Annotated in this window: 3 protein-coding genes; 2 read left to right on the top strand and 1 reads right to left on the bottom strand. The window is 65.2% G+C overall.

Annotation, left to right across the window (positions count from 1 at the left end; genetic code table 11):
• Positions 1 to 112 precede the first annotated feature (112 nt).
• Positions 113 to 3,874, bottom strand: a complete 3,762-nt coding sequence (locus QZ332_RS12895; protein WP_295766155.1) for an S-layer homology domain-containing protein — start codon at positions 3,872 to 3,874, stop codon at positions 113 to 115.
• A 253-nt stretch (positions 3,875 to 4,127) separates the two neighbouring features.
• Between QZ332_RS12895 and prfB the strand changes: the two genes are divergently transcribed.
• Together prfB and QZ332_RS12885 are read left to right on the top strand one after the other, a co-directional pair.
• Complete coding sequence (prfB, locus tag QZ332_RS12890; protein WP_295766153.1) at positions 4,128 to 5,252, top strand: peptide chain release factor 2; 1,125 nt, start codon at positions 4,128 to 4,130, stop codon at positions 5,250 to 5,252.
• A gap of 223 nt (positions 5,253 to 5,475) precedes the next feature.
• On the top strand, positions 5,476 to 5,713 hold a 238-nt coding region (locus QZ332_RS12885), incomplete at its 3' end, for an MATE family efflux transporter (protein ID WP_295766151.1).

The raw sequence follows: 5,713 nt of genomic DNA, 5'->3' as shown, positions 1-5,713 counted from the left end.
AGACCCTTCCTGGGTCTCCCGCACACACTCTCCCTTCCCGTCGGATCGGCCCTCCTCCTTTTTTCACAAGGAGAGGGGCCGCCCGCTGGGCGGCCCCTCTCGCCGGTCCGGTCTAAGCCTGCCTGCGGTAGTTCTGCATCCGCCAAACGATGGCGGAGACCTGCCCGCGGGTCAGGGTGTTGGAGGGACGGAACGTGCTGACGCCGTTGTTGAAGTAGCCCCCGACGATGCCCGCGGCGTTCAGCGCCTGGACGTACACGTCAGCGGTGTCGGTGAAGGGCTTCACACTGGAGAGGTTGTTGATATCCAGCTTCAGGGCCCCGGCGGCCAGCTGGGCCACCTGGAGGCGGGTGATGGTCCCGGACAGGTCCACGTTGCTCCGGGTGATCAGCCCCTCGGACTGGGCCTTGGTGAGGTAGCCGCTGAAGGTGCTGCCCCGGACGGTGGGGGCCTGCTCGGGATAACCGGCGGCCAGCATGATGAGCTTCAGCGCCGCACCGTAGGTGATGGTGCTGTCGGGCCGGAAGCTCCCGTCGCCATACCCGCCGATGACGGAGGCGTCCGCCAGCTCCGTGACGTACTTATAGCACCAGGTGGAGGCGCTGATGTCCGTGAACCTCTTGTTGGTGTTCAGCACGCCCATGGAGAACACGCCGGAGGCGATGGGGACGTTGCCGGCGCTCAGCGCCACGTAGGGGATCTCCACCGGGCCGGTGTAGCCGGTCTGGGGGACGAAGCGCAGCTGGCTCAGCAGCTGGCTCCCGGTGCCGGTGCAGCTGTAGACCGTGGTGGTGTTGGCGGGGGCCGTGCCGGTGGCGCCTACATAGACCGCGCCCACGTTGGCGGCGGGGAGGCTGAGCAGTTGGATGCCGCTGGGCACGGTGCCGGTGGCGGCGGACACGGCGGCGGTCATGGAGGCCGCCGGGAAGTTGACGGGCGTGTTCTTGGGCGTCGGGCCGTAGACCTCCGAGACGGTCTTGTTGGTGACGCTGATCAGGATGGCCCCGGTGACGGACTGCCCGCCGGTGCCGTAGGCCGTGAAGGGGATGCTGGCGCAGTAGTTGGACCCGGAGGGCACATAGGTCAGCTCCGTCAGGGCGTACTCCGCGGCGGAGGCGGGGCTCATGTAGAAGTTCCGGCTCCGGTTGGAGGCGGTGACCTGCTCCCGCGTGGGGGAGCCGTGGCTGCTGGTGCTGTAGTAGTTGTAGTACAGGCTGCCCGTGGCGGGCACGTCGTTCAGGACCACATACTGCAGGCTCCCGGAGGGGTAGGTCTTCTTGTAGAACTGGGCCAGGTCGTTGGCGTTGATCTGGACGCTCGTGCCGGTGGCGACGGCGTAGCGCACGCTGCCCACGACGCCGGAGGTGACGGAGGCCGTCACCGGGGTGATGACCAGGGTGCCCTCCACGGAGCGCTCGTTGGTGCCGTAGGCCGTAAAGCGCAGGGTCACCTTGCCGCTGGTGAAGGAGTTGGCGGCGGCGAAGGTCATGTCGTTGAGGGCGTAGTCCCCCCGGAGTGCGTCGCTGGCGTTGTAGTAGAAGCGGACGCCCCGCAGGCTGCTGCGGCTGAAGGAGACGGAATAGCTGGTGTTATAGCCGGTGTAGAGGGTGCCGCAGGAATCCGGGAACTCCGTGGTGCTGGGCGTGTCGAAGACCACGTAGTCCAGGCTGGAGCTGCTGTAGCTCTTGCGGAAGAAGTCGTCGAACTTCACCCGGTCGAAGTTCACGGTCTTGCCGGGGGTGACGGTATAGGCGATGTCGCCGCCGGCGCTGGTGCTGACCACCAGCTTCAGCGTGCCCTGCTCGTAGCTCCCGTTGTCATAGTAGGCCCGGAAGGGGATGGAGAGGGTGCTCTGGTCCTTGGCGGAGCTGTCGGCCCGGAAGGAGAGGCTGCTCAGGGCGTAGGCCCGGTAGCCGGCGTTGTAGCCGGTATCGCTGTAATAGAACTGCGTCTGGCTGTAGCTGAGGTCGTTCCGGGTCAGCGGGGTATTGCCGGCGTAGATGCTCCCGGCGAAGTCGGTATAGGCGCTGTCGGCCTCGAACACGACATAGCGGATGGGCCGGCTGCTGTTGGACATGGCGCGGCAGGCCTGGTCGAAGGCCTCGGCGCTGAAGGCCGCGGCGCCGCCGGGGGCCGCCTCATAGGTGATGGTGCTGGCGGAGGAGGTGATGGTGATCCGCAGGGTGCCCTCCTCATAGTCGTCCTCGCTGCCGTTGTAATAGGCCCGGAAGGGGATGGCGATGGAGCTGCCCTCCCTGGCGTCCCGGTCCGCCTGGAAGGTCATGTCCTCCAGGGCGTAGTCGCCGTCGCTCCTGCTGCTGTAATAGAACCAGGTCTCGCTGTGGCTCAGGTCCGACTGGCTCAAATCGGTCTTGCCCACGTACAGCACGCCGTCGAACTTCCGGTAGCTCTCCGGCGCGGAGAAGGACACGGCGCTGATGGTCCGCTTCGTGTTGCCGGAGAGGGTCTGATAGACCTTGTTGAAGGCGGTCTTGTCCAGCCGGGCGGTGGCGCCGGGGGCCACGTCCAGGGACACGGTGTCCTTGGGGCCGTCCTTGTCGATGACGATGCGCAGGATGCCCTTGGCATAGTCGTCCCGCTCGTAATAGGCCGTGAAGGGGATCTCCAGCTCGTCCTCGTCCTTCGCGTTGCCGGAGGCCCGGAAGACCAGCTCGTCGATGGTATAGGTGTCCCGTCCGCCGCCGGTGTAATAGAACCGCTCGTCGCCCAGCTCCCGCTTGGTGTAGTCCGTGCGGCCCGAGACGCCGATCTTGCCGGAGAAGGAGGTGTAATCATCGTCGGGGTCGAAGGTCACGTATTCGATGGTCCCCTTGTTGCCCGTCAGATCCCGATAGACCTTGTCGAAATCGCTGCGGTTGAAGGCGACGGAGCCGCCGGGGGCCGCGTAGTAGAGCACTTCGCCGTCCTGCTTGCCGTCCTTGGTGACGGTGACGCGGAAGGTGGCCTCCTCCCGGTCGCCGTAGCGGTCGTAAAGGTAGACGGTCATGGTCAGCTCGTCCCCCACCTCGGCCCGGCGGGACGCCTCGAAGCGGAGGGTGTCCAGGGCATACTTGCCGTAGCGCTCGTCGCTGATGTAGAACTCCCATTCGTCCAGGTCGTCCCCGTCCAGGCGGCGGTCCCCGCTGTAAAGCGCGCCGTCGAAATCGTCGTAGCGGTCCCCGGCGCGGAAGGCGACGTAGCGCAGGCTGCCCTCGCCGTCGGTGAGCTCCCGATAGACCTCCTGGAAACGGGAGGGCCTGAGGTCCGCCCCGCCGCCGGGAGCGACCCGGAGGACGATCTCCTTAGAGGAAGAAGGGGAGGAGGGGCTGTCACGGTCCTCCGCGCGGCCGCACTTGGTGCACACGCCCTGGACGAAGCTGTGGATCTCCTCGTTGAACTTCGCGCCGCACACCGAGCAGGTCTGCCAGTGGGTCGTGCTGGTGGAGGTGCTGGTGTACCCGGCGGGCGCGGTGTGGACCTTCTCCTCGAAGTGATAGCCGCAGCCTGTGTTCACGCACGCCTGCCAATGATGGGTGGCGTTGTGGTCGTAGTGGGACGTATCCCTCACATGGAGGCCGGGATCCGCCGGGAGGGTGACCTCTACCTTCTGCCCGCAGACCTCACAGATCTTGTGCCCCTTGCCGGGCGTATGGCAGGTGGCGGCGGTGTCGATGTAGATGGCCTTGCCGAAATCATGGGGCTCATAGTCGTTCTTGACCCCGCCCCCGGCGTCGGTCCAATGATACTCGTCATCGGACTTCCACTTTTTCTCGTCCGCTTCCCCTTCTACTGCCAAAGCGGCGGGCGCGAGGCTCGCCAACATCACCAGCGTCAGTAGCAACGCCGGGATCCGTCTCTTCCAAAGTCTGTTCATAAATCTACCTCCATGCCTGCCGCAGATCGGATCGTACGAAAAACATGATCCTGCTCTCTATAACATAACGGAAACACCCGCTATAATCATGAACAAACTGTGAACAAGCGGCAACATTTTGGTATCATATCCTGACAAAGACCGCGCCCCGGACTGCCCCGGAAAGTTTGTGGAAGGTCCCTCTTTACAAATAAATCTCCCTCCGATATAATACTATGGCTGATGAAGATCGAAAGGATGAGAGGAGCACACCATGGCTTTGATCGAATACGACGCTTATAAACAAAAGCTCCGGGACCTGCGGCCGGAGCTGGACAAGCTGTCCGCCGCCCTGGACATCGAGGCCGCCCGGCAGGAGGCCGCCCGCCTGGAGGACGAGACCGCCCAGGACGGGTTCTGGAACGACCTGGACCGTTCCCAGAAGGTCCAGCAGCGGCTCAAGCAGCTCCAGAACAAGATCGCCCGGCAGGAGAAGCTCCTCTCCGCCTGGGAGGACCTGACCGCCCTGTGCGAGATGGGCCAGGAGGCCGAGGACGAGGAGATCTTGGAGGAGCTGAAAAACGAGTACGCCGCCCTGGAGGACCGGACCGCCGAGACCCGCATGGCGACCCTCCTCTCCGGGGAGTACGACGGCTGCAACGCCATCCTCCAGTTCCACGCCGGGGCCGGCGGCACCGAGGCCCAGGACTGGGCCCAGATGCTCTACCGCATGTACACCCGCTGGGTGGAGCGCAAGGGCTTCACCTATAAGATCCTGGACTACGAGGACGGCGACGAGGCGGGCATCAAGTCGGCCGCCATCTCCATCGAGGGCGAGAACGCCTACGGCCTGCTGAAGAGCGAGAACGGCGTCCACCGCCTGGTCCGGGTCTCCCCCTTCGACGCCAACGCCCGGCGCCAGACCTCCTTCGCCGCCGTGGAGGTCATGCCGGAGCTGGAGAACGACGAGACCATCGAGATCCGGGACGAGGACATCGAGATGCAGGTCTACCGGGCCAGCGGCGCGGGCGGACAGCACGTCAACAAGACCTCCTCCGCCGTGCGGCTGATCCACAAGCCCACGGGCATCGTGGTGGCCAGCCAGCAGGAGCGCAGCCAGTTCCAAAACAAGGACAACTGCATGAAGATGCTCCGGGCCAAGCTCCTGGAGCTGAAGGCCCAGCAGCACGCGGAGAAGATCTCCGACATCAAGGGCGTGCAGATGAAGATCGAGTGGGGCAGTCAGATCCGCTCCTACGTCTTCATGCCCTATCAGATGGTGAAGGACACCCGCACCAGCTTCGAGACCGCGAACATCGACGGCGTCATGGACGGCGACCTGGACGGGTTCCTGAACGCCTACCTGACCCAGCTCGCCACCGGGGAGCTCAAGAAGTGAAGCGGGGGCCCGTCCCCCTCCCGCCCTCCTCCTCCGCCGCCCCGGGCGGCCGGAGCATCGGGCCTCCTGGCCGCGCGTCCCGCCGCAAAGACGGCCCCGTCCGCCCCTCCCGCCTCCCGGAGGGGCCGGGCGCGGCCCCTGCCCCCAGCCTCCCCAAAAGGCGCGGCCGTAGAGCCGCGTCCTTTTTCCGCAGGCCCTCGCATATACAGAAAGGATACTAGAGATGAAAGATAACGAAATGCAAACGCCCGCTCCCGGCGCGGCCCCGCAGGAGAACAAGATGGGCACCATGCCCATCGCCCCCCTCCTGGCGGGCATGGCCGTACCGATGATGATCTCCATGCTGGTCCAGGCCCTCTACAACGTGGTGGACAGCATCTTCGTCGCCCAGATCAGCCAGGACGCGCTGAACGCCGTCTCCCTGGCCTTCCCCCTCCAGAACCTGATGATCGCCGTGGGCG

It is taken from the genome of uncultured Oscillibacter sp. (assembly GCF_910584465.1).
In the GTDB taxonomy this organism is placed as follows: domain Bacteria; phylum Bacillota; class Clostridia; order Oscillospirales; family Oscillospiraceae; genus Oscillibacter.
The sequence above is the reverse complement of the archived record's forward strand: the minus strand, read 5'-3'. Positions and strand labels throughout refer to the sequence as shown.